Origin of the sequence: Synechococcus sp. TAK9802, from assembly GCF_014279535.1 — a bacterium.
In the GTDB taxonomy this organism is placed as follows: Bacteria; Cyanobacteriota; Cyanobacteriia; order PCC-6307; family Cyanobiaceae; genus Parasynechococcus.
This window is the reverse complement of record NZ_CP047937.1, coordinates 1,501,745-1,522,715: the sequence shown is the minus strand read 5'-3', so window position 1 is coordinate 1,522,715 and position 20,971 is coordinate 1,501,745. Positions and strand designations below refer to the sequence as shown.

At 63.1% G+C, this 20,971-nt stretch carries 24 protein-coding genes; 15 read left to right on the top strand and 9 right to left on the bottom strand.

Annotated features, from left to right (window positions below; all coding sequences use genetic code 11):
- Window positions 1-29: 29 nt before the first annotated feature.
- Window positions 30-743 (bottom strand): UMP kinase, encoded by a 714-nt coding sequence (pyrH, locus tag SynTAK9802_RS08840; protein WP_186495793.1) that lies wholly within the window; start codon window positions 741-743, stop codon window positions 30-32.
- A gap of 83 nt (window positions 744-826) precedes the next feature.
- Here pyrH and SynTAK9802_RS08835 point away from each other — a divergent pair, with 83 nt between their 5' ends.
- Window positions 827-1,021: a hypothetical protein gene (locus SynTAK9802_RS08835; protein WP_114988539.1), complete on the top strand. Its 195-nt coding sequence runs from the start codon at window positions 827-829 to the stop codon at window positions 1,019-1,021.
- A gap of 18 nt (window positions 1,022-1,039) precedes the next feature.
- Here the strand turns inward: SynTAK9802_RS08835 and cobO are convergent, their stop codons facing one another.
- The 3 genes from cobO to SynTAK9802_RS08820 are packed head-to-tail and all read right to left on the bottom strand — an operon-like array spanning window position 1,040 to window position 3,544.
- Entirely contained in the window at window positions 1,040-1,705 is a 666-nt protein-coding gene (gene cobO, locus SynTAK9802_RS08830) for a cob(I)yrinic acid a,c-diamide adenosyltransferase (RefSeq protein WP_186495792.1), read from the bottom strand.
- 20 nt (window positions 1,706-1,725) lie between these two features.
- Window positions 1,726-2,358 (bottom strand): class I SAM-dependent methyltransferase, encoded by a 633-nt coding sequence (locus SynTAK9802_RS08825; protein WP_186495791.1) that lies wholly within the window; start codon window positions 2,356-2,358, stop codon window positions 1,726-1,728.
- A gap of 31 nt (window positions 2,359-2,389) precedes the next feature.
- Complete coding sequence (locus SynTAK9802_RS08820; protein ID WP_186498152.1) at window positions 2,390-3,544, bottom strand: site-specific integrase; 1,155 nt, start codon at window positions 3,542-3,544, stop codon at window positions 2,390-2,392.
- 72 nt (window positions 3,545-3,616) lie between these two features.
- Here SynTAK9802_RS08820 and hemH point away from each other — a divergent pair, with 72 nt between their 5' ends.
- The 6 genes from hemH to SynTAK9802_RS08790 are packed head-to-tail and all read left to right on the top strand — an operon-like array spanning window position 3,617 to window position 9,171.
- On the top strand, window positions 3,617-4,792 hold the full coding sequence (gene hemH, locus SynTAK9802_RS08815; RefSeq protein WP_186495790.1) for a ferrochelatase: 1,176 nt from the start codon (window positions 3,617-3,619) through the stop codon (window positions 4,790-4,792).
- Window positions 4,793-4,848: 56 nt separating this feature from the next.
- Complete coding sequence (gene ilvB / locus SynTAK9802_RS08810) at window positions 4,849-6,636, top strand: biosynthetic-type acetolactate synthase large subunit (RefSeq protein ID WP_186495789.1); 1,788 nt, start codon at window positions 4,849-4,851, stop codon at window positions 6,634-6,636.
- Window positions 6,633-6,980 (top strand): nuclease, encoded by a 348-nt coding sequence (locus SynTAK9802_RS08805; RefSeq protein WP_186495788.1) that lies wholly within the window; start codon window positions 6,633-6,635, stop codon window positions 6,978-6,980. The genes ilvB and SynTAK9802_RS08805 overlap by 4 nt, the downstream gene beginning before the upstream one ends.
- Entirely contained in the window at window positions 6,973-7,209 is a 237-nt protein-coding gene (locus SynTAK9802_RS08800) for a GIVxVP protein (protein WP_186495787.1), read from the top strand. The genes SynTAK9802_RS08805 and SynTAK9802_RS08800 overlap by 8 nt, the downstream gene beginning before the upstream one ends.
- A gap of 47 nt (window positions 7,210-7,256) precedes the next feature.
- Complete coding sequence (locus tag SynTAK9802_RS08795; RefSeq protein ID WP_186495786.1) at window positions 7,257-7,487, top strand: hypothetical protein; 231 nt, start codon at window positions 7,257-7,259, stop codon at window positions 7,485-7,487.
- Between the two features lie 22 nt (window positions 7,488-7,509).
- The gene (locus tag SynTAK9802_RS08790) at window positions 7,510-9,171 is read left to right on the top strand and encodes an NAD(P)/FAD-dependent oxidoreductase (protein WP_186495785.1); all 1,662 of its coding nucleotides are present in this window, start codon (window positions 7,510-7,512) and stop codon (window positions 9,169-9,171) included.
- A gap of 3 nt (window positions 9,172-9,174) precedes the next feature.
- Here SynTAK9802_RS08790 and pgeF read toward each other — a convergent pair whose 3' ends face one another.
- The 3 genes from pgeF to SynTAK9802_RS08775 are packed head-to-tail and all read right to left on the bottom strand — an operon-like array spanning window position 9,175 to window position 12,109.
- On the bottom strand, window positions 9,175-9,969 hold the full coding sequence (gene pgeF, locus SynTAK9802_RS08785; RefSeq protein WP_186495784.1) for a peptidoglycan editing factor PgeF: 795 nt from the start codon (window positions 9,967-9,969) through the stop codon (window positions 9,175-9,177).
- 11 nt (window positions 9,970-9,980) lie between these two features.
- Window positions 9,981-10,865, bottom strand: coding sequence for a Tab2/Atab2 family RNA-binding protein (locus SynTAK9802_RS08780; protein ID WP_115080706.1), 885 nt, complete (start codon window positions 10,863-10,865; stop codon window positions 9,981-9,983).
- The gene (locus SynTAK9802_RS08775) at window positions 10,862-12,109 is read right to left on the bottom strand and encodes a S1 RNA-binding domain-containing protein (protein ID WP_186498151.1); all 1,248 of its coding nucleotides are present in this window, start codon (window positions 12,107-12,109) and stop codon (window positions 10,862-10,864) included. The genes SynTAK9802_RS08780 and SynTAK9802_RS08775 overlap by 4 nt, the downstream gene beginning before the upstream one ends.
- 74 nt (window positions 12,110-12,183) lie before the next feature.
- On the opposite strand from SynTAK9802_RS08775, the gene SynTAK9802_RS08770 reads away from it, so the two are divergent.
- From SynTAK9802_RS08770 to folE, 6 genes are all read left to right on the top strand, one after another.
- Window positions 12,184-13,026: a creatininase family protein gene (locus SynTAK9802_RS08770; RefSeq protein ID WP_186495783.1), complete on the top strand. Its 843-nt coding sequence runs from the start codon at window positions 12,184-12,186 to the stop codon at window positions 13,024-13,026.
- 76 nt (window positions 13,027-13,102) lie between these two features.
- Window positions 13,103-13,822: an aldehyde oxygenase (deformylating) gene (locus tag SynTAK9802_RS08765; RefSeq protein ID WP_186495782.1), complete on the top strand. Its 720-nt coding sequence runs from the start codon at window positions 13,103-13,105 to the stop codon at window positions 13,820-13,822.
- Window positions 13,823-13,936: 114 nt separating this feature from the next.
- Window positions 13,937-14,977 (top strand): long-chain acyl-[acyl-carrier-protein] reductase, encoded by a 1,041-nt coding sequence (locus tag SynTAK9802_RS08760; RefSeq protein ID WP_186495781.1) that lies wholly within the window; start codon window positions 13,937-13,939, stop codon window positions 14,975-14,977.
- A gap of 19 nt (window positions 14,978-14,996) precedes the next feature.
- Window positions 14,997-15,986 (top strand): acetyl-CoA carboxylase carboxyltransferase subunit alpha, encoded by a 990-nt coding sequence (locus SynTAK9802_RS08755; RefSeq protein WP_114988525.1) that lies wholly within the window; start codon window positions 14,997-14,999, stop codon window positions 15,984-15,986.
- 24 nt (window positions 15,987-16,010) lie between these two features.
- The gene (locus tag SynTAK9802_RS08750; RefSeq protein WP_186495780.1) at window positions 16,011-16,718 is read left to right on the top strand and encodes an SDR family oxidoreductase; all 708 of its coding nucleotides are present in this window, start codon (window positions 16,011-16,013) and stop codon (window positions 16,716-16,718) included.
- 9 nt (window positions 16,719-16,727) lie between these two features.
- The gene (folE, locus tag SynTAK9802_RS08745; protein ID WP_011363732.1) at window positions 16,728-17,477 is read left to right on the top strand and encodes a GTP cyclohydrolase I; all 750 of its coding nucleotides are present in this window, start codon (window positions 16,728-16,730) and stop codon (window positions 17,475-17,477) included.
- Between the two features lie 36 nt (window positions 17,478-17,513).
- On the opposite strand, the gene SynTAK9802_RS08740 is transcribed toward folE, so the two are convergent.
- Entirely contained in the window at window positions 17,514-18,188 is a 675-nt protein-coding gene (locus SynTAK9802_RS08740) for a phosphoribosylanthranilate isomerase (protein ID WP_186495779.1), read from the bottom strand.
- 62 nt (window positions 18,189-18,250) lie between these two features.
- On the opposite strand from SynTAK9802_RS08740, the gene SynTAK9802_RS08735 reads away from it, so the two are divergent.
- A complete protein-coding gene (locus SynTAK9802_RS08735; protein ID WP_186498150.1) occupies window positions 18,251-19,501 on the top strand; it encodes a site-2 protease family protein in 1,251 nt (416 codons plus the stop codon).
- Here the strand turns inward: SynTAK9802_RS08735 and SynTAK9802_RS08730 are convergent.
- Window positions 19,459-20,175, bottom strand: coding sequence for a lipoate--protein ligase family protein (locus tag SynTAK9802_RS08730; RefSeq protein ID WP_186495778.1), 717 nt, complete (start codon window positions 20,173-20,175; stop codon window positions 19,459-19,461). The two genes, SynTAK9802_RS08735 and SynTAK9802_RS08730, sit on opposite strands and share 43 nt — an antisense overlap.
- 27 nt (window positions 20,176-20,202) lie before the next feature.
- Here SynTAK9802_RS08730 and SynTAK9802_RS08725 point away from each other — a divergent pair, with 27 nt between their 5' ends.
- The gene (locus SynTAK9802_RS08725; protein WP_186495777.1) at window positions 20,203-20,970 is read left to right on the top strand and encodes a sulfite exporter TauE/SafE family protein; all 768 of its coding nucleotides are present in this window, start codon (window positions 20,203-20,205) and stop codon (window positions 20,968-20,970) included.
- Window position 20,971: the final 1 nt, after the last annotated feature.

Genomic DNA, 20,971 nt, shown 5'->3' with positions numbered 1-20,971 from the left:
AAGAGGCGTGCGAACTGGGTTGGCGTTGTTTAGGAGGGGTCGCCGATGCGGGACCCGATCGGTTCCCCGGCCACGGCTCTGCCGATGTTGCCAGGTTCAAACAGGTTGAAGACAACAATCGGGATGTTGTTGTCTTTGCAAAGGGCGATGGCGGTGCTGTCCATCACGCCCAGCTCGCCGCTGAGCACGTCTTGATAGCTGAGCTGCGCTTGCTTCACCGCGTCGGCGTGCTTGGCCGGGTCTTTGTCGTAGACCCCATCCACCTTGGTGGCTTTGAACACCACATCGGCATTGATTTCGGCGGCCCGCAGGGCAGCGGTGGTGTCGGTGGTGAAGAACGGGTTGCCGCAACCGGCGCCGAACACCACCACCCGGTTTTTCTCCAGATGCCGGATCGCCTTGCGACGGATATACGGCTCCGCCACTTCCTGCATGGCGATGGCGGTCTGCACCCGGGTGGGAACACCAGCTCTCTCGAGCCCGTCCTGGAGGGTGATGGCGTTCATCACCGTGGCCAACATGCCGACGTAGTCAGCTGTGGCTCTCTCCATGCCCGCTGCAGACCCCTTCAGCCCGCGGAAGATGTTGCCGCCGCCCACGACGATCGCCAGCTGGGTGCCATTGGCCACCACCTTGGCCACATCGGAGGCAATCGACTGAACAATGGCGGGATCGATGCCATAGCCCTGAGATCCCATCAGAGCTTCGCCGCTGAGTTTCAGCAGGACGCGTGTGTAGGTCATCTACGGTCCATATCCTTTCGACAGTAGCAAGCACTGGCACAAGCCTCTGATCGCCGCTTGGATGGGGAAACCGCGGCTGTTTGATGCCAGAGACCGATGCCACCCAAAGCGGTGTGATGGCCCGTCTCACGCTTTCAGCCCTGGAACGGGCTAGTCAGGATCCCGACTGCTGGCGTGAACCGGTGGTGCATCGCGCTCTGTTGGTGAGTGGGCTTTCGGTGCTTACCGCGGCCACCCGTCATCTTCAGGATGATCTCGAGGCGGCTGAAGCGGCCTGAGGCCGGCTGGTTCAACCCTTAAAACTCGATGCCTGGCTGGGCCTTCACCCCCTGTTCGCGGAAAGGGTGGTGCACCAGGGTCATCTCCGTTACTAGATCGGCCCGCTCCACAAGCTCGGCTGGTGCACCCCTGCCGGTCACCGCCACGTGGGTGAGCTCCGGTCGCTCGTTCAATCCGGCGATCACTGCACCGGCCTCGATGTAGCCCAGCTTCAAGGCCACGTTCAGCTCGTCGAGCAGCACCAATTTCACGCTGGCATCGCGCAGATAGCCCAGGGCCTTCTGCCAGGCCGCCTCCACCAGTTGCTGATCCCGCTCTCGGTTCTGGGTTTCCCAGGTGAAGCCTTCTCCCAGGGCATGCCAGCTCACCTGCTCACCGAAGGCCTGCAGTGCCCGTGCTTCGCCGGGCTCCCAGCCCCCCTTGATGAATTGAACAATCGCCACCCGCTCGCCATGGCCAAGCGTGCGCAGCACCAGCCCAAGCCCGGCGGTGGTTTTCCCCTTGCCCTGGCCGGTGAACACCAGCACCAGGCCCTTTTCCTTGTTGCGTTCCTCCACCCTTTGCTTCTGCACCTGCTGGCGCCGCTCCATCCGTTTGCGGTAACCGGCATCGTCGGTTTCTGGGGCGAGCTTGCCCCCCATGCCCAGTTCCGCGGCGGATTGATCGAGGTCGTTCGTGCTCATGGGGAGAGGGGGTGTTGGTTCTATCGAGGCCGAGTGGCGGTGATGCGTTGCAGGGCCCGACCCGCCAGCAGCTCCTGGCTCACGCTGCTGAACCCGAGTTGCTCCAGCTCGGTGGGGAGGTTGTCCTCCAGCATGGCGGTGGCGGTGTCGGTTTCAAACAGAGCACAAAACAGTTGCTGGGGAAGCTTCAGCCAAGGTCCGGCCGGATGCAGATCCACAAGCACCAACCAGCCGCCCGGTTCCAGCAGCCGCAGGGCACTGCGCAGCACCCGTTCCCGATCGCTGCGGGGGAATTCGTGCAGGGCGACGCTCAGCTGGATGGCGCTGAAGCTGGCATCGGCCAGGGGCGGATCTTCGGCCAGCCCTTCCACCCGTTTCAGGTTGGGGTGACGTTGGGCGGCCAAATCCAGGGCCCGGGGGGAGATATCGAGCCCCGTCACGGCATAGCCCGCCGCCAACCAGGGGGCCGCTGCTTCGCCACTGCCGCAGCAGAGATCCAGCACCGCCGCGCCGGGCTTGAGATGGTGCTGCACCGCCTCGAGCCCGAGGCCCCGCAGGCGCTCCACCCCGCCAACACTCAGCGACGACACCGCCGTGACCGTGTCGTAAATCCAGCGGTAGCGGTAGGCCAGCGGCCTCAGAAATGAGGTCATCGTTGAAGTGAAAAAAGCAGACAGGGTGTTGTCAGGCCGGTTGCCGGGCCAGGGCTGCATCCACCGCCTGCTGCTGATCACGCCGGGTGATCCAGTGGTGATAAGTGCGGGTGTGGATCGTCACCGAGTGGCCCATCATCCTGGCGGCGACGGTGTCCGGCAGGCCGACATGGATGGTGCGCACCGCCCAGGCGTGGCGCAGGTCGTAGGGGGTGATCGGCAGGTCGTAGCGGCGGAACTGCTCACTCACCCGTCGTCCCACCTGCTGCAGGGTGGTGCGCCGCAGATCGGTCTGAATGGCTGGCAGCGCGGCCGGGTTCTCCGCCAGCTCCTGCAACCCGAAGTGCTCGACCCAGTCGGGGTGGAACGGCCAGCTCTGGTGCTCACCGGTTTTGGTGGTGGGCAGCACCCGCAGCACCTGATCTCCGCCCGGTGCCAGGGAGGAGCAATCGCAGAAGAACACCTCGTGGTTGCGCAGGCCGTAGGTGGCCATCAGGGCAAAGGCCAGGCGCCACTGTGAATTGGGGATGCGGCCTGCGGCCTCGAGGATCTGTGGATCGGTGGGCAGCTGGCGGAACCGGGCCCGGTGCAGGCCATAGCCGCCGGCTTCCTGGCGCCAGTCCTCGGGTAAGGGCAGCTCCAGGTGCCTGGCCAGAGCGGCCAGGGCTGTGGCGCATTGCTGCCGGCTGCGGCTGCCGTCCTCGTAACTGGTCAGCGTCTGCATCAGCAGCGCTGGCTCCAGCGGCTGATCACCGCACTGACGCGCTAGTCGCCGGAGGTAGGGCAAGTAGGCACTGGTCCAGGTGGTGCGACTGCTGGCCGGGGAACGGCGTCGGCGCGGGTCGGCAAAAAAGGCTGCTTCAAAGCTTTTGATGGCGGCCTGGATCCCGATCGAACGTCCTCTGGCCGTTGCTGCAGAGGTGGAGGCCGACCAGGGCGTCCAATCAAAACTGCGCTGCTCCAGTTGCAATTGCACCAGGGCAGCGGTGCTGAGGGCCTGATTCAGTCCGGCTGCATCGGCCATTAGCCCCAGGCTGATCCGTTGCAGGCCGTTCCGGCTCGGATCCCCACGCAACGGGAGAGACCCGCGCAGGTTCAGCCGCCGACCCCGCTGCTCTATGCGCAGGCGTGATCCCTGTGCCGCCAGCTGCGCATTGGCGGTCTCCAGCGCACTTTTGAGCTCCATAAATGTGTCGTTGGAACCAAGGATCGCGTCCGTGGCGGCTACGCTCAACCCCCGAAAACCGTTCTGATCGGTATGTCTCGCGTCGGTGTCGTCCTGCTGAACCTGGGTGGCCCGGAGCGTATCCAGGACGTTGGCCCGTTTCTTTACAACCTGTTCGCCGATCCGGAGATCATTCGGCTTCCCAGTCCGGCGCTGCAGAAGCCGCTGGCTTGGTTGATCAGCACCCTGCGCAGTGGCAAGTCACAGGAGGCTTATCGCTCCATCGGTGGCGGATCACCGCTGCGGCGCATCACCGAGCAGCAGGCCCGTGAACTTCAGAGCTTGCTGCGTCAGCGCGGCATTGATGCCACCAGCTATGTGGCCATGCGCTACTGGCATCCGTTCACCGAATCCGCTGTGGCGGACATCAAGGCCGATGGCATGGATGAGGTGGTGGTGCTCCCCCTCTACCCCCATTTCTCGATTAGCACCAGTGGATCCAGTTTCCGTGAGCTGCAGCGCCTGCGTCAGGCGGATCCGGCGTTTGAGAAGTTGCCGATTCGCTGCATCCGCAGCTGGTTTGACCACCCGGGCTATGTGAAGGCCATGGCCGAGCTGATCGCGGCCGAGGTCCGCAACAGCGACGACCCCACGAAGGCCCACGTCTTCTTCAGTGCCCACGGTGTGCCGAAGAGCTACGTCGAAGAGGCGGGTGACCCCTATCAAAAGGAGATCGAAACCTGCTCCGGTTTGATCATGAAGGAGTTGGCCGTTCAGATGGGCCATGAGAACCCCTTCACCCTGGCCTACCAAAGCCGTGTGGGTCCGGTGGAGTGGCTTAAGCCCTACACCGAGGAGGCCCTTGAGGAATTGGGGCAAGCCAAGACCAACGATCTGGTGGTGGTGCCGATCAGCTTCGTCAGCGAACACATCGAAACGCTTGAGGAAATCGACATCGAATACCGGGAGTTGGCCACCGAAGCCGGTGTGGTGAATTTCCGTCGGGTGCGCGCTCTCGACACCTATGCCCCCTTCATCGAGGGATTGGCGGATCTCGTGGCCACCAGCCTGCAGGGCCCAGAGGTCAGTCTGGATGCGGCGGCGGAGCTGCCCAACAAGGTGAAGCTCTATCCCCAGGAGAAGTGGGAATGGGGTTGGAACAACAGTTCAGAGGTTTGGAACGGCCGTCTGGCCATGGTTGGTTTTTCAGCCTTTTTGCTCGAGTTGATTAGTGGTCAAGGGCCGCTGCACGCCCTCGGCCTGCTCTGACCAAGCCAGGGGAGCTGCGGGCCCTTAACCTTGAGGGTCATTGACCCGTCGCCTCTGTGACTCTCACCTCAGCGTCTTCGGCCGTCACTGGGCAGCAGGCCGGTCACGGTGGTCAGAGAATGTCTGGGGCGACAGCCCTGATGGATGCGTTGCGGCGCCATGACGTCGACACGATTTTCGGCTACCCCGGCGGCGCGATTCTCCCGATTTACGACGCACTTCACATCGCCGAGAGCGAGGGCTGGGTCAAGCACATCCTGGTGCGGCATGAGCAGGCCGGCACCCACGCTGCCGATGCCTATGCGCGCGCCACCGGCAAGGTGGGCGTTTGCTTCGGCACGTCGGGGCCTGGTGCCACCAACCTGGTGACCGGCATCGCCACCGCCCAGATGGATTCGGTGCCCATGGTGGTGATCACCGGTCAGGTGCCGCGTCCGGCGATTGGCACCGATGCCTTTCAGGAGACCGACATCTTCGGCATCACCCTGCCGATCGTGAAACATTCCTGGGTGGTGCGCGATCCGGCCGATCTCGCCTCCATCGTTGCCCAGGCCTTTCTGATTGCAGCCAGTGGTCGTCCAGGCCCCGTGCTGATTGACATTCCGAAGGATGTCGGCCAGGAGATGTTCGACTACGTGCCTGTTGAGCCCGGATCGATTGTTCCCAAAGGCTTCCGCAAGCCTCAGCCCCCCCGGGATGAACCGATCCTGTCGGCGCTTGAGCTGATCGCCGAGGCGGAGCGTCCCCTGCTTTATCTGGGCGGTGGTGCGATCTCAGCAGGTGCTCACGACAGCCTGCGGGCGATTGCTGAGCGCTATCAGATCCCCGTCACCACCACCTTGATGGGGAAGGGTGCCTTCGATGAAAACGATCCTCTCTCGGTGGGCATGCTCGGCATGCATGGCACGGCCTATGCCAATTTCGCCGTCACCGAATGCGATCTGTTGATTGCTGTTGGCGCCCGTTTTGACGACCGCGTGACCGGAAAGCTGGACACCTTTGCTCCCCGGGCGCAGGTGATCCACTTTGAGATTGACCCGGCCGAAATCGGCAAGACCCGCCGCCCCGATGTGGCGGTGCTCGGTGATCTGGGCCTGAGCGTGGCGCGGTTGGTGGAGCTGAGCCTGCAGCAGCAGGTGCAACCCCGTACGTCCCCTTGGTTGGCACGCATCGCTGAGTGGAAACAGACCTATCCCCTCACGGTGCCTCCCACCGAAGGCCCCCTCTTCCCTCAGGAGGTGCTGCTGGCCGTTCGCGAGCTGGCACCGAATGCCATCGTCACCACGGATGTGGGCCAGCACCAGATGTGGGCGGCCCAGTACCTGCGCAACGGGCCCCGGGGCTGGATCAGCAGTGCCGGTCTCGGCACCATGGGCTTCGGCATGCCGGCCGCAATGGGAGCCCAGGTGGCGTGCCCCGATCGTCAGGTGGTTTGCATCGCAGGTGACGCCAGCATTCTGATGAACATTCAGGAGCTGGGAACCCTGGCGGCCTATGGCCTCCCGGTGAAGGTGGTGATCGTCAACAACCACTGGCAAGGCATGGTGCGCCAGTGGCAGGAGAGCTTCTACGAGGAGCGCTATTCGGCCTCCGATATGCTCAATGGCATGCCGGACTTCGTGGCTCTCGCCCGCTCCTTCGGGGTCGACGGCGTGCACATCCGCGAGCGGGAGTCGTTGAAGCGTGATCTCGAGGCAGCGCTCAAGGCCCCCGGTCCGATGTTGATCGACATCCACGTGCGCCGTGGTGAGAACTGCTATCCGATGGTTCCCCCGGGCAAAAGCAATGCTGAAATGGTGGGCCTCCCGGCTCCCATACCGGTTCTCAACGCTCCGACCTCTTGATTCGTCTCGTCTTAATCGGCGTTCTGCTGCTGCTTTGGGCCGTGCCGGTACAGGCCGCTGAGGTGCTTCAGGTGCGCAGCAGCTCACTGCTGCAGGTGGGAGATCGCAACCGCACCTACACCGTTGCCCTGGCCTGTGCTTCCGTTGATCCGAACCAGGAAGCCGAGGCCACCGCATGGCTGCGTCAGGAGCTGCCGCGTCGTCGCAAGGTCAATCTGCGGCCGGTCGGCTCCAGCGTGGGGCAGCTGATGGCCAGGGTGACCCCGATCGGTGCTGAGCGTGACCTCAGCACCGGCTTGATTGCAGCGGGTTTGGCCAGCAACAGCTGTGGGGTCGATGGCTGATAACCGCATTGCCCGGGGCATTGTCTTGGTGCCCTGTCTGCTGCTGGGGGGTGCCTTTCTGGCCACAGCGGCCTGGGGGCAGGGCGCCGCAGCTGAGAACCGCACCCTGGCCATCGGCATCGGTGTTGGCTTGCTTTTGGCGGGTTTGCTCTCCCAGTTGGGTGGCGGCTCAGAGGGTGAGCCCGAGACCTCTGTGACAACACCAGACGAGTCCGACCCCTCTCCCTAATTTGCGGGGATCGGGTTGCTTCCCTCCGATCCCATGTCGAAGCCTGAGTGGCGACGTTGGCCTTTGCCGATGCAGAACCCTTGCCGTTGTCCGCTGACGGGGGCATCGATGCGATGGGTTGGTTGGACCCCGATCAGAAGGAGGTCGTTCCGATTTGCCAGGCCATTGATCAGCGTCGCCGCGGGGAGCGTCTGCGTCTGAAGGCGGTGGCCAGTGATTCCCGCTTTCGTGCTGGCCTGGCCTCATCGGGCCAGGCCATGGCCGGTCTGATCGAATGAGGTCTGGGGACACGACCTCGAGATGCTGCGCCTGAGTGAACTGAAGCTGCCCCTCGACCATGGGGAGGAAGCGTTGCAGGAGGCGGTGCTCAAGCGTTTGAGGATTCCGCCGGATCGTCTTCTGGGTCAGACCCTGGTGAAGCGCAGTGTTGATGCGCGGCGTCGCGACCGGATTCAGCTGATTTACAGCGTGGATGTGCAGGTGAAGGGTGAAGCCGCCCTGTTACGGCGCATCGGCAACAAAAGCCGGGTGCGTCTGGCTCCAGACACCCGCTACCGGTCTGTGGGTCATGCCCCCGATGGCTTCCCCTTGGATGCGGCCGATCGGCCTGTGGTGGTGGGGGCAGGTCCCTGCGGTTATTTCGCTGCTCTGCTGTTGGCACAGATGGGGTTCCGACCGCTGTTGCTGGAACGGGGTCAGGCCGTGAAGCAACGCACCGCTGACACATTTGGCTTCTGGCGGGGCACCAGCCCCTTCAATCCGGAATCCAATGCCCAATTCGGTGAGGGCGGAGCCGGCACCTTCTCCGACGGCAAGCTCTACAGCCAGGTGAGCGATCCCGAGCACTACGGCCGCAAGGTGCTGGAGGAGCTGGTGGCCTGTGGTGCCAGCGAGGAGATCCTCACGTTGCACCGCCCCCACATCGGCACCTTCAAGCTCGCCACCGTGGTGCGTGGCCTGCGGGCACGGATTGAAGCTCTGGGCGGTGAGGTGCGTTTCAACAGTCGCGTGACACGCCTTCAGCTCAGCGACAGCAGCGCTGGGAAGCCGCATCAACTCGATGGCTTGGTGCTGGCCGATGGAACGGAGATTCCCTGCCGCCATCTGGTGCTGGCTCCCGGTCATTCCGCGCGCGACTGCTTCGAAATGCTGGAGCAGATCGGTGTGCAGCTGCAGCGCAAACCGTTTTCCGTGGGCGTGCGTATTGAGCATCCGCAGCATCTGATTGACGCAGCCCGCTGGGGAGAGGCGGCGGGCCATCCGCGTCTCGGGGCCGCCGAGTACAAGCTGGTTCACCATGCTGAAAACGGCCGCTGCGTCTACAGCTTCTGCATGTGTCCCGGAGGATTTGTGGTGGGTGCCACCTCGGAGGAAGGCCGGGTGGTGACCAATGGCATGAGCCAGCACTCCCGCAACGAGCGCAACGCCAACAGCGGTTTGGTTGTGGCTCTGGACGCCGATGACCTGGCACCGTTTGAACGCTTCCCCGGGGATCCGCTGGCGGGGATTGCTCTGCAACGGGAGCTGGAGGAGCGCGCCTTCAGGCTTGGAGGGAGCAGTTACGCCGCACCGGCGCAGCGGTTGGAGGATTTCCTGGCGGGCCGTCCCTCCACCCGTCTGGGTGGCATCGCCGCGTCGTACCAGCCGGGTGTGCATCCCGCCGATCTGGATGACCTGCTCCCTGCTGCCATCGTTAAGGCCTTGCGGGAGGCGTTGCCGGCCTTTGCCCGCAAGCTGAAGGGGTATGACCACCCCGATGCAGTGCTCACCGGCGTGGAAACCCGCACGTCATCGCCCGTGCGGATTCCCAGGGATGAAGCGTTGGAATCGCTAAATGTGAAGGGGCTGGTGCCCGCGGGTGAAGGGGCGGGCTATGCCGGCGGCATCCTTTCGGCCGGAATCGATGGCATTCGAGCTGCTGAAGCCTTGGCCATTCAGATCCTTGGGAGCAAGCCTGTTTAAGTTTCAGCTGCAGACGGGGGCTTGCGCCACGATTCCGCTCCACTGAACGGCTTTCACCTGATCCCGTCGCCAGGAATGGAACAGCTCGGGTTCACTGACGGTGCACAGCGGGCAGTGGGCGATCCGTTCGCTGGGGATTCCTGCGCCCTGGAGCTGCACTCTGGCGGCGGTTCGAATGTCCAGGCGATGCCGCTCCGGTTGCTCATCCGTCAGCAGGGCCCCGGCCTCGGATAACGAAGCATCGCCTGGGATTGCCGCGGCGATGGCCTTCACCACCTCCTCGCCCACCTGGTAGCGCGGCCCGCTGACGGCCGGGCCCAGGGCAACCACCAGATCCTCCCGCCGGGCCCCCCGCTCCACCAACCGATCCAGGGCCGTGATCAGGATTCCAGCCGCCACCCCCCGCCAACCTGCATGACAGGCCGCGGCATGCCCGGTGCCGGGATCCGCGATCAGAACCGGTGTGCAGTCGGCACCGCACACCCAGAGGCTCTGGCCCCCGCGATCACTCACCAGGCCATCGGCTTCAGGCCAGGGATCCTGACGGGCGTCGCTGGCGTTCAGCACGATCCCACTGTGGATCTGCTGGGGCCGGTGGACGCTGATGCCGGCGCTGACATACCCGGCCAGTTCGTCAGGACCACGGCCGTGCCAGAGCCGGGTGAAGAAGCCGTGTTCGAACCCCTGCCCATGCAGAAGATCGCTCTGGAGGTAATAGCCCCCGTAACAACCGATCCAGGTCCAGCCCTTCAACGTGTTGAAGCGGCTGTCTGGTCGATCAAACGGCCCGTCTTTCATCAGCCCTGCAATCAGGCCATGGGGATGTCCCGCAGCATCCAGAAGCCGCCGAAGGTTTGTTCTTCGGGGCTGGACTGGATGGCGATGAACTGGAGGCCGCGCACCTGCTGCTGCGAAGTGGCCAGGGCCTCGGAGATTTCAGCGGCGACGCCTGGCTCCAGGTCGCTCACCAACCAGCGGTCATCCTGACCAGCCTCCAGCACCAGCTGGCGGTCTTCAACGATCATCCGCACGGGTTCGAGTCCCCCCAACCAGCCCGCCATGGCGAGGGAGCGGCTCTGGCTGAACAGGCGCAGACCCGGCACAGAGGCCTCGGGGTCGATGCCATCGGGCACCGGCAGCAGCCCGCTGAAACTCATCGGCCATTCCGATGCCTCCAGCAGCAGGCTCGCCGGCAGGGCGGCCCAGCTCCAGGCGTCTCCTTGAACTTCCTCCGGCAGGGGCACTGGAGGGGTGGGAACAGGCGCCGGCGGTGGTGCCAGTGGGCCGGCCATGAAGCCCTCCTCCTCGGGATATACCTCCCTTTCGCGCTGTTGAAGCCAGTCGAGCAGGGCGAAGGTGCGGCGACTTGGAATCACCTCGAGGTCTTGTTCGGCTGCGGCGCGCTGCACCATGGTGCGCATCGAACTGCGCCAGCAGCGCAGGCGCACGGGTGAACCCCAGCCCCCGCTTGCGGATGCCTGCTTGGCTTCAGCAAGGGCTTGGCTCAACCAGAGCGAGTTCACCTCACCCGAGGGGCACACCTTGGCGAAGCGAAATGGCTCTGCATCGCCGGTTGCGGCGGGGGTGGAGGTGATCAGCAGTTCCCAACGCTTGCGGCCATCGGCCTCAAGGATGGGTCGGGAGTAGAAGTCGAGTTCCCAGTCTTCGGCGGCTGTCAGGGCAGCAGTGCTCATCCGGCCGATTGCTCCTGCTGTTTCAGGGTGTTCTGGGCGCGGCTGGCGCGATCGGCGGCTTCAGCCATCACTTTGTCTTTTTCGATCAGCAGCTCTCCAGGAGGCCCCTCCAGCAGGGCTGTGTTCAGGCCGATCCGTCCGCGGCCCGGATCCAGTTCCGTGATCAGGGCCGAAACGCGGTCGCCCTGGTCGAACACCTCACGGATCGAGCGCAGGCTGCCATTGGTGATGGCTGATTGGTGCAGCAGTCCGCTGATGCCACCAAGGTCGATGAACAGGCCGTAGGGCTTCACCGCAGTAACCTGACCTTCCACCAATTGGCCGACTTCCAGATCTTGGAAGCGTTCGGCCACGGCGGCTCGTTTTTCGGACAGCACCAGCTTGCGCGTCTCCGAATTCACCTCGATGAAGGCCACCCCCAGGGTCTTGCCCACGAGCTCCTGGTGGTTTTCACCGTTTTGGAGTTGGGAGCGGGGAATGAAGCCGCGCAGCCCTTCGAGATCGCAGGTGACACCGCCGCGGTTGAAGCCATTGACGATGACTTGAACCACTTTTCCCTGTTTCTCCAGTTCCTTCACCCGGTCCCAGCTCTTGCGCAGCTCCAGGGCGCGACAGCTGATCGTGACCATCCCGTCAGCGTTCTGCTCACGGGTCACCAGAACTTCAACCTCCAGGCCCTTGGGGAAGCGCTCCCGGAAGTTGGTCACCACGCCAAGGCCCGCCTCGCTCTTGGGCATGTAGCCGGGGGCTTTGCCGCCGATATCCACGTACACGCCATCGCTTTCGATGCCGATCACCGTGCCCTTGATTACCTCACCGGTGGTGCCCACCGGAGCGTTCTCGTCCAGGGCGGCGAGGAAGGCTTCTTCATCGAAATCGAAGTCGTCCACGCTGCGCGGCTGATTGCGCTGCTCCTTCTTGGGTTGTTGATCCGGCGCGCCCATCAGGTCGGCCATGGTCATGCCTTCCATGCCGCCCATGTCGAACAGAGCGTCGTCATCCGTGCCTTGAGACGAGGTGGGGGCCTGCTGGACCGGTCGCGGCGGGGTGGCGAGACCCGCCCGTTCCTCGAGGATGCGTGCCTTTTCCGCCGCAGCTTCTGCTGCTGCCCGTGCTTCAGCCGCTTCACGAGCCAGCTTTTCCTGCTCTTCGCGGCGGTTGATCTGCATCACCTGCAGCGGTTTCGTCGCTGCCGGCTTGGGTGCCTTGGGGCGGTTGGGCTGCGGACTGCCGGCTGCGGGCATGGACCATTGGGCTTGTCGATCGCTCATTTTGACAGGCTGGGTTGGGATCAGCACCCCCGTGCCTGTGCAACGCCATGGACCAGCTCCGCAAGCGATTTGATCAGCTGACCTGGCCCGAGGCCAGCTGTGCTGCCAGCCAGCCGGGTGCCACGGTGATCTGGCCGTTTGGAGCCTGTGAGCAACACGGCCCCCAACTGCCGCTTTCGACGGACGCTGTTTTTGCTGAGGGCATCCTCGATTCCGTGTTGCGCGGGCTTGAGCCATCTCTGCCGATTTGGCGACTGCCGTGTCAGGCCATCGGCTTTTCGCCTGAGCACCAGAACTTTCCCGGCACCCTCAGCCTTTCAGCTCCCCTGCTTCTGGATCTGGTCGACCAGGTTGGCACGCAGCTGGCGGCGATGGGGGTGCAGCGCCTGGTTCTGTTCAACGCCCATGGCGGCCAGATCGGTTTGCTGCAGGTGGCAGCCCGACAGCTGCGTGCTCGCTGCCCATCGTTGGCTGTTCTGCCCTGCTTCCTCTGGAGTGGCGTGGAGGGGCTGGCGGATCTGTTGCCCGAGCAGGAGTTGGCCCATGGACTTCATGCCGGTCAGGCCGAAACCAGCTTGATGCTTGAAATGGCCCCAGAGCTGGTTGGATCTGCCCGCCCGGTGGATGGACGTCCATCACCGGGATCCGCGCAGGATCCTCCAGCGGGCTGGAGTCTTGAAGGGGCGGCGCCCTGCGCTTGGCTCACCGACGACCTCAGCGCGACGGGAGTGATCGGTGATGCGCGCCAGGCCTCCGCTGATCTGGGACGTTGCCTGCAAGATCGCTTGATCAACCACTGGCAGGAGCGCTTTCAAGCCCTTCTGGCCAGTGACTGGCCACCCACGCAAAGTCTTCTCTCCCAACCGTCCAACATCACGCCCAAGTCCTGAACCTTGGACGCATGTGTCACCAACTTTTGGGGCACTGGTTATTGTCGGTCCCAATCAACGTGGTGGACAGCGTCCTATGACGACCCTCAATGCACCTGAAGCATCCGTGCTGGAGGGCCAGGACGCACTGCCCGATTTCACAACCGAGGCCTACAAAGACGCCTACAGCCGGATCAACGCCATCGTGATCGAGGGCGAGCAGGAAGCCCACGACAACTACATCTCCCTTGGAACTCTGATCCCCGAGCAGGCCGATGAGCTCAAGCGGCTGGCACGGATGGAGATGAAGCACATGAAGGGCTTCACCTCCTGCGGTCGCAACCTCGGGGTTGAAGCCGATCTTCCCTTCGCCAAGAAGTTCTTCGAACCCCTTCACGGCAATTTTCAGGCTGCTCTCAAGGAGGGCAAGGTGGTCACTTGCCTGCTGATTCAGGCTCTGCTGATCGAGGCATTCGCCATTTCGGCTTATCACATCTATATCCCTGTGGCCGATCCCTTCGCCCGCAAAATCACTGAGGGTGTGGTGAAGGACGAATACACCCACCTCAACTACGGCCAGGAGTGGCTGAAGGCCAACTTCGAGGCCAGCAAGGATGAGCTGTTCGAGGCCAACAAAGCCAACCTTCCCCTCATCCGCTCGATGCTGGAAGACGTGGCTGCTGATGCGGCCGTCCTCCATATGGAGAAGGAAGACCTGATCGAGGACTTCCTGATCGCTTACCAGGAAGCTCTGGGAGAGATCGGCTTCACCTCCCGCGATATCGCCCGCATGGCCGCAGCAGCGCTTGCTGTTTGACCCGTTTCAGGTCTTGATCCAACGCCGGTTTATCGACAGGCACGTTGCCGTCGATACCGGTTGCCATGGGAGCATGGTTGTTCGAGGTGTTCTTTGAGACGTCAGCGGTAAGACATGTTTGGTCTGATCGGACATTCAACGAGTTTTGAGGCTGCTCGCCGCAAGGCGATGGAACTCGGGTTCGATCACATCGCCGAAGGTGATCTGGATGTTTGGTGCAGTGCACCTCCGCAGCTCGTTGAGCACGTGGAAGTCACCAGTCCCGTGGGCACGACCATCGAGGGTGCCTACATCGACTCCTGCTTCGTTCCCGAGATGCTGAGCCGCTTCAAGACGGCCCGGCGCAAGGTGCTCAATGCCATGGAACTCGCCCAGAAGAAGGGCATCAACATCACTGCCCTGGGTGGCTTCACCTCGATCATTTTCGAGAATTTCAACCTGCTCCAGAACCAGACGGTGCGGAGCACCACCCTGGATTGGCAGCGGTTCACCACCGGTAATACCCACACGGCCTGGGTGATCTGCCGCCAGGTGGAGAACAACGCTCCAAGTCTCGGGATCGATCTCAGCAAAGCCAAGGTGGCCGTCGTTGGTGCCACTGGTGATATCGGCTCCGCCGTCTGCCGTTGGCTGCAGGCACGCACCGGAGTTGGTGAACTGCTGCTGGTGGCACGTCAGCAGCAACCGCTGCTCGATCTTCAGCAGGAACTGGGCGGTGGCCGGATTTTGTCGCTCGATGAGGCCCTGCCTGAAGCCGATGTGGTCGTCTGGGTGGCGAGCATGCCCCGCACCCTTGAGATCGATCAAGACAGTCTCAAGAAGCCCTGTCTGATGATTGATGGGGGCTACCCCAAGAACCTTGATACGAAGGTTGCCGGTGGTGGCATCCACGTTCTCAAGGGTGGAATCGTGGAGTTCTGCCGTGACATCGGCTGGTCGATGATGGCCATCGCCGAGATGGAGCGGCCGCAGCGCCAGATGTTTGCCTGCTTTGCCGAAGCCATGCTGCTCGAGTTTGAGCGCTGCCACACCAACTTCAGCTGGGGGCGCAACAACATCACCCTCGAGAAGATGGATTTCATCGGCGCGGCATCGGTGCGCCATGGGTTCAGCACCTTGAACCTTCAACCCAACCTGCAGGCCACTGCTGCCTGACCTTCGAAGAGCCAGAGCCATGCCCCGTCGCCCCCTGCTTGAGTTCGAAAAACCGCTCGTCGAGCTGGAGCAGCAGATTGAGCAGATCCGTCAGCTGGCCAGAGATTCGGAAGTCGACGTCTCGCAGCAACTGCAGCAACTGGAAAGCCTCGCGGCCCGTCGGCGTCAGGAGATCTTTCAGGGGCTGACTCCCGCTCAGAAAATTCAGGTCGCCCGTCATCCGCAGCGTCCAAGCACGCTGGATTTCATCCAGATGTTCTGCGACGACTGGGTTGAACTGCACGGCGATCGTCGCGGTAATGACGATCAGGCCTTGATCGGCGGTGTCGGCCGGGTGGGCGATCGACCCGTGATGTTGATCGGCCATCAAAAAGGCCGCGACACCAAAGAGAACGTCGCCCGCAATTTCGGGATGGCCGCTCCGGGTGGATACCGCAAAGCCATGCGGTTGATGGATCATGCCGATCGCTTCCGCCTGCCGATTCTCACGTTCATCGATACCCCCGGGGCCTATGCCGGCCTCGAGGCTGAAGAGCAGGGCCAGGGTGAAGCGATCGCCGTCAACCTGCGTGAGATGTTCCGCTTGCGTGTTCCGGTGATCGCCACCGTGATCGGTGAAGGTGGATCCGGCGGTGCCTTGGGCATCGGGGTGGCCGATCGCTTGCTGATGTTCGAGCACAGCGTCTACACGGTGGCCAGCCCTGAGGCCTGCGCCTCCATTCTCTGGCGTGATGCGGCTAAAGCGCCTGATGCGGCGGCAGCCTTGAGGATCACCGGCCGCGACTTGCTGGAGCTTGGGGTGGTGGATGAGGTGCTTGAGGAGCCCTCCGGCGGCAACAACTGGGCACCATTGGAGGCCGGAGAAAACCTGCGGGCTGCAATCGAGCGTCACCTCGACCAACTGCTGAGCCTTTCGGAACAGCAACTGCGCGAGGCCCGTTACTCCAAATTCAGAGCCATGGGACGGTTCCTCGAAAAAACGTCACAGGATGTCGACAAAGCCGCTTAAAGTGTCGCGGTTTGCTAACGGTTTTTGCCAACGGCTCTAATCACAGGTGCGAGCCGAGGCATAGGTCGCCGAACTGCTGAGCTTCTGGCTCATCAAGGATGGGATTTGCTGCTCACCGCCCGCAGCGCTGATCAACTGGAGCAGCTGAGTGCTCAGCTCAGCACCAAAGGTGTTTCTGTGGCCTCTGCCGCCATCGACCTGACGCAACCCGATGGCATCGCAGCTGCGATGGCTGGCTTGTTGCAGCAGGGTGAGACCCCTTCCGTGTTGATCAACAACGCGGGTGCGGCCTACACCGGCGATCTATTGGCCATGCCGATTGAGCGTTGGCAATGGCTGCTACAGCTGAATGTCACCAGCGTGATGCAGGTTTGTTCTGCTGTTGTTCCCGCCATGCGTGAGAACGGCGGACTGGTGATCAACATCAGCAGCCACGCCTCCCGCAATGCCTTCCCTCAATGGGGGGCGTATTGCGTCAGTAAAGCTGCCTTGGCCAGCTTCACCCGCTGCCTGGCGGAAGAGGAACGGAGCAATGGCATTCGTGCCTGCACCCTCACTCTTGGGGCCGTGAACACACCACTGTGGGACGCGGAAACCGTACAAAGCGATTTCGATCGTCGTGCCATGCTCTCTGTCGATCAGGCGGCAGAAACACTGGCGAATCTGGCGTTGCAACCCAGCAACCAGTTGATCGAAGACCTCACCCTTATGCCGGCCGCCGGCGCCTTCTGAACGAACACCATGACCTCCACAGTCCCTTTCGTTTCCAACGGCGTCGCCAACGGCAACGGCAATGGCAGCTTGAATCCCCAGATTTCTGCGCGCATCCGTGAGCGCCTGAGGGAAGCGGGTGCTTCCTTCCTGGCGAACGACAACATCGCTGATCACCTCCAGCCGGGTGAGCTGGATCAGCTTCAGGTTGAAGTTGCAGACAAGGTTCGCGACCTGCTGCGCAGCCTGGTAATCGATATCGATAACGACCACAACACCCATGAGACGGCGGAGCGCGTCGCCAAGATGTACCTCCAGGAGGTGTTCAAAGGGCGCTACCACCAGCAGCCCAAGGTGGCCAGCTTCCCCAATGTGAAACAGCTGGATGAGATCTACACCGTTGGCCCGATCACGGTTCGTTCCGCCTGTTCACACCACCTGGTGCCGATCATGGGCAACTGCTGGATCGGGATCAAACCTGGTGCCCGGGTGATCGGTCTCTCCAAATTCACCCGTGTGGCTGACTGGGTCTTCTCCCGCCCTCACATTCAGGAAGAGGCCGTGATGATCCTTGCCGATGAAATCGAGAAGCTCTGTGAGCCCCAGGGTCTCGGCATCATCATCAAGGCGCAGCACTACTGCATGAAGTGGCGTGGGGTGAAGGAGCCCCAAACCAGCATGGTGAACTCCGTGGTGCGCGGCGATTTCCGCCACGATCCCAGCCTCAAGCAGGAGTTCTTTGAGCTGGTGCGTCAGCAGGAAGCGTTGCTCAGCACCTGATCAGCCGCGATTCAACGCTCTTTCAAATTCTCGACTTCACACTCGAGACCTCACAGCCTGGACAAGGGCTTGAACCTTGTCGAGGTTTTTCCATCCGGGCCGTACCTCCAGCCGACTTGAGGCATCGAGCCCTTGAGGATTGACGCGACTGAGCAGTTCCGGAACCCACTCCGCACTTACTCCTCCTGCCAGCCACCACGGCACCGAAAGCTCGGTTTCGGCCAGCCAATCAAGGGGGATCCGGTGCCCGGTGCCGCCCAGTTGATCGGCGCTCCAAGCATCGATCAGCAAAGCATCCACATGGGGCGCGTAGTGCTCGAGCTGCTTGAGATCGTCGGGTTCACGCACACGCAACGCTTTCCACCACTGCTGCCGGGGGTAGCGCTGTTTTAAGTGTTGGCAGCATTCGACGGACTCGCCGCCGTGCAGCTGCACCACGGAGGGCTGCCCTGCTCCGTTCAGTGCCTCCTCGAGGGCGGCATCGTCCGGATTGGCCACCACCCAAACGCGATGCAGTAGGGGGTGCTGCTCTTCCAGCATCTGGAACAAGGCCCGGCGCTGGGCTGGTTCAACAAAGCGTGGGGTGGCGGGTACGCCGATCACGCCAATCGCCTGCACCCCCATCTGCGCGATGGCTTGAGCCTGCTCGGGGTCGGTGATCCCACAGATCTTGAGGTCTGGAGTGGGGCGGGGATCACGCAAGGGCTGCATGGATTGCTCTCCCTAGGATCGTGGATGACAGTCCGCAGCAGCGGCACACGACGGGATTGGCGGTGGGAGAGGGCTGGCAGGTGCTCAAGATTGGCGGAATCCCCCTGCGGCTTCAGCCCAGCTGGTTGTTTGCCGTGGCGATCTTCACCACGTTGTTTCAATCCCGCTACGCGACCACGGCCCCGGTAACGGTGAGTTGGGGGCTGGGATTGCTGACCACCTTGTTGCTGTTCAGCTCCGTGCTGCTGCATGAATTGGGCCATGCCCTGATGGCCCTACGGGAAGGGGTAAAAGTGTTGAGCATCACCCTGTTTCATCTGGGCGGCATCGCGCGGGTGGAGAAGGAATGCCCCACCGCCATGGGCAATCTGCGCATTGCGGCGGCTGGCCCGATCGTGAGTTTGGTGCTCGCCTTCGGGATGTTGGCGGGGGCTGCAGCGCTGTCGGACACCCAGCCCTTGGCCACACAGTTGTTGAGCCAGGTGGGTTTGCTGAACTTGATGCTCGGCTTGTTCAATCTCTTGCCAGGACTGCCCCTCGATGGCGGGCTGATCCTCAAGGCCTTGGTCTGGCAGCTGAGTGGCAGTCAGCAGAAAGGCGTTCAGGTGGCATCGGCGTCCGGGCGGGCTTTGTCGATGCTGATGATCCTGTTGGGCGGTGTCCTGCTCTGGCAGGGCTGGGGGCTCAACGGCCTCCTGCTGATGTTGATCGGTTGGTTCGGCTTGAGTGCCAACCGCAGTCAGACCCAGATGCTGCAGTTGCAGACGGTGCTGCGGGAGTTGAAGGTGGAGGCTGCGGCCGGCAAACGTTTCCGCGTGCTGGAGGCGGATCAGACCTTGCGGCGCCTCAGCAAGCTGCGGCTGACGGCCAGCGAGGCGGAGGAGCCTGCTGATTGGGTGCTCGTTTGCAAGAGCGGCCGTTGGGTGGGTTGGATTGACGATCAGCCCCTGAAACTCCTGCCGGTGCAGCAATGGGACCAACAGCGTCTCGAGGATCATCTACTGCCCCTCACCGAACTGCCGTCCATCGCCAGTTCGGCCTCACTGGTGGATGCGGTGCCTGCCCTGGAGGCGGCCTCCCAGGGGCGCCTGTTGGTGGTGAGTGCTGCGGGCCTTCCCTCCGGCACCCTTGATCGCATGGATGTGGGCGATGCGGTGTTGAAGAGGCTCGGGGTGACCCTGCCCCCCGCAATCCTCGACGAGGCGCGCAAGCGCAATGGATACCCCCTGGGTTTGGCGATGCTTCCCCAGATGGTGCAGTCGATGCAGGCTCAGAGCGCAGAGCCGGACGCCAGCTCAACCTCCAACTCCTGAACTTCGTCAGCCTTCAGAGGCTGCATCTGCCACGGGCAATGGCTCCAGGATTGAACCAGGCTCTGGCGCAGTCGCTGATCCAGCTCCAGCCGGTTGATCCGGGCTGGAGCTGCCGCTGGAGCCGCTTCCTCAAACACCTCTTCCCAGAGCGCAGCAGGGGGATCCAGCAGGATTTCACCGTGTTGAAGCAGGCGACCGTTCTGCCAGCGCTGGGCGCTACCGACCCGTTTGACGCCGCACGGATCCACCAGGTCGGCCACCGTTGCCGAGGCGAAACAGTTGTTGGCCTCGCCACCAGCAGGGTCCGAGCCGAAGTGCAGCGGTAGCCCGAGATCCCGGAAGCCATCGATCAACCACTGGCAGGCCTGGCGGTAAGCCTCCTGGCGTCGCCGGGGTGCATCCGGCCAGATCAAGGCATAGGTGAGACCGCCGGCATGAAGCACGGCCCGACCTCCGCTCGGGCGTCGCACCAGGCTGATGCGGCCGCGGCGGACCAGCTCATTCCAGTGTTCAGGCCAGTGGCGTTGATGGCGTCCCAGCGAGAGCCAGGGCCCATCCCAGCGGTAAAAACGCAGAACCGGGCCGTTGCTGCGCTTCAGAAGCCAGGCATCCAAAGCCATCTGGGTGTGTCCATCCGCTTGCTGGGTGGGGAGCAAACGCCCGGTTGCGGGCATGCTGGAGGAAAGCATCGATCGCACGCCATGGTGCCCTGGTGGGATGTGCCGATCCTGATCGCCCTGGGCCTGCTGGCCGGGGGCTTGGCCGGGCTGTTGGGGATCGGCGGTGGCTTGATCTTTGCCCCGCTCCTGCTCTGGCTTGATCTCCCACCCCATCAGGCCCTGGCCACCAGCAGTTTCGCCATTGTGCCCACGGCTTTGGCGGGCACCATCACCCATCTGCGCCAGGGCCGGCTGCCGACCCGGCCTGGACTCGCCATCGGCTTGGCAGCCTTTGGCTCGGCACTGCTGTTCGGTGGTTTGGCCGGTTTGGCAGCGGGCTGGATTCTGCTGGCGATGCAGACGCTGATGTACATCGTGCTGGCGTTCTGCGTTCGCGAACGGCCCGAGGCGGATTCCAATGATGACGTTGATGACAGCAGCGGACCGCAGTTGGCAGGTGTGGGCTGCATCGCCGGCTGGACCGCTGGGATGTTGGGCCTGGGCGGGGGGCTTGTGATGGTGCCCCTGATGAGCGGTCCGATGTCTGTGCCGATTCATCAGGCCGTGCGGCTGAGCACGGTGGCGGTGCTCTGCTCGGCCAGCGCAGCATCCCTCCAGTTCCTGCATGAAGGACGCGGCGTTCCTCTGATGGGCCTGCTGCTGGGGGCGGTGGCGGCGATCGCTGCGCAGTGGACGGCCAGCCGGCTCGATCAGTTTGATGCGGCCCTACTGGTGCGCTGTCTGCGGGGGCTCGCCATCATCCTGGCGATCGACAGCTCCAGGCGGGCCCTGCAGCTTTGGCTGAGCTGAC

Coding starts and splice junctions, on each gene's coding strand:
- pyrH (WP_186495793.1), bottom strand. CDS start 743: ATGACCTACACACGCGTCCTGCTGAAACTCAGCGGCGAAGCTCTGATG.
- SynTAK9802_RS08835 (WP_114988539.1), top strand. CDS start 827: ATGCCAGAGACCGATGCCACCCAAAGCGGTGTGATGGCCCGTCTCACG.
- cobO (WP_186495792.1), bottom strand. CDS start 1,705: ATGAGCACGAACGACCTCGATCAATCCGCCGCGGAACTGGGCATGGGG.
- SynTAK9802_RS08825 (WP_186495791.1), bottom strand. CDS start 2,358: ATGACCTCATTTCTGAGGCCGCTGGCCTACCGCTACCGCTGGATTTAC.
- SynTAK9802_RS08820 (WP_186498152.1), bottom strand. CDS start 3,544: ATGGAGCTCAAAAGTGCGCTGGAGACCGCCAATGCGCAGCTGGCGGCA.
- hemH (WP_186495790.1), top strand. CDS start 3,617: ATGTCTCGCGTCGGTGTCGTCCTGCTGAACCTGGGTGGCCCGGAGCGT.
- SynTAK9802_RS08800 (WP_186495787.1), top strand. CDS start 6,973: ATGGCTGATAACCGCATTGCCCGGGGCATTGTCTTGGTGCCCTGTCTG.
- SynTAK9802_RS08790 (WP_186495785.1), top strand. CDS start 7,510: ATGCTGCGCCTGAGTGAACTGAAGCTGCCCCTCGACCATGGGGAGGAA.
- pgeF (WP_186495784.1), bottom strand. CDS start 9,969: ATGAAAGACGGGCCGTTTGATCGACCAGACAGCCGCTTCAACACGTTG.
- SynTAK9802_RS08780 (WP_115080706.1), bottom strand. CDS start 10,865: ATGAGCACTGCTGCCCTGACAGCCGCCGAAGACTGGGAACTCGACTTC.
- SynTAK9802_RS08775 (WP_186498151.1), bottom strand. CDS start 12,109: ATGCCCGCAGCCGGCAGTCCGCAGCCCAACCGCCCCAAGGCACCCAAG.
- SynTAK9802_RS08770 (WP_186495783.1), top strand. CDS start 12,184: ATGGACCAGCTCCGCAAGCGATTTGATCAGCTGACCTGGCCCGAGGCC.
- SynTAK9802_RS08765 (WP_186495782.1), top strand. CDS start 13,103: ATGACGACCCTCAATGCACCTGAAGCATCCGTGCTGGAGGGCCAGGAC.
- SynTAK9802_RS08760 (WP_186495781.1), top strand. CDS start 13,937: ATGTTTGGTCTGATCGGACATTCAACGAGTTTTGAGGCTGCTCGCCGC.
- SynTAK9802_RS08755 (WP_114988525.1), top strand. CDS start 14,997: ATGCCCCGTCGCCCCCTGCTTGAGTTCGAAAAACCGCTCGTCGAGCTG.
- folE (WP_011363732.1), top strand. CDS start 16,728: ATGACCTCCACAGTCCCTTTCGTTTCCAACGGCGTCGCCAACGGCAAC.
- SynTAK9802_RS08740 (WP_186495779.1), bottom strand. CDS start 18,188: ATGCAGCCCTTGCGTGATCCCCGCCCCACTCCAGACCTCAAGATCTGT.
- SynTAK9802_RS08730 (WP_186495778.1), bottom strand. CDS start 20,175: ATGCCCGCAACCGGGCGTTTGCTCCCCACCCAGCAAGCGGATGGACAC.
- SynTAK9802_RS08725 (WP_186495777.1), top strand. CDS start 20,203: ATGGTGCCCTGGTGGGATGTGCCGATCCTGATCGCCCTGGGCCTGCTG.